The sequence below is a fragment of the Brevibacillus sp. SIMBA_040 genome, from assembly GCF_046535075.1.
GTDB lineage: Bacteria > Bacillota > Bacilli > Brevibacillales > Brevibacillaceae > Brevibacillus.
This window is the reverse complement of record NZ_JAWRXI010000312.1, coordinates 1-253: the sequence shown is the minus strand read 5'-3', so window position 1 is coordinate 253 and position 253 is coordinate 1. Positions and strand designations below refer to the sequence as shown.

At 72.7% G+C, this 253-nt stretch carries 1 protein-coding gene; it reads left to right on the top strand.

What is annotated here, in order from left to right:
• Window positions 1-229, top strand: a 229-nt coding sequence (locus tag SB752_RS32950; protein WP_410719587.1) for a hypothetical protein, incomplete at its 5' end; no start/stop codon positions are given.
• Window positions 230-253 lie beyond the last annotated feature (24 nt).

Below are 253 nucleotides of genomic sequence, written 5' to 3'. Positions count from 1 at the left end.
CTCCCTTCTCTATCTCACCGGGTGGCTGGCCCTGCGCAACGCCCGCCCGGCGCGCCGGCTGCTGCGCCGCTTCGGCGGACAGTCCACACCGGCCCGCATCCTGGCCCATCTCCTGGCGGCCGAGGCGCACCGCATCGCCACCCGTCATTCCGTGCCCTACGGCGTCGCCCTGGCCGCCGGCGGGCTGCTCCCCCTCTCCAACCCCACCGGAGGAGCGGCATGGTTCTGAGAGTGCTTTTCCTGTCCCTGCTGC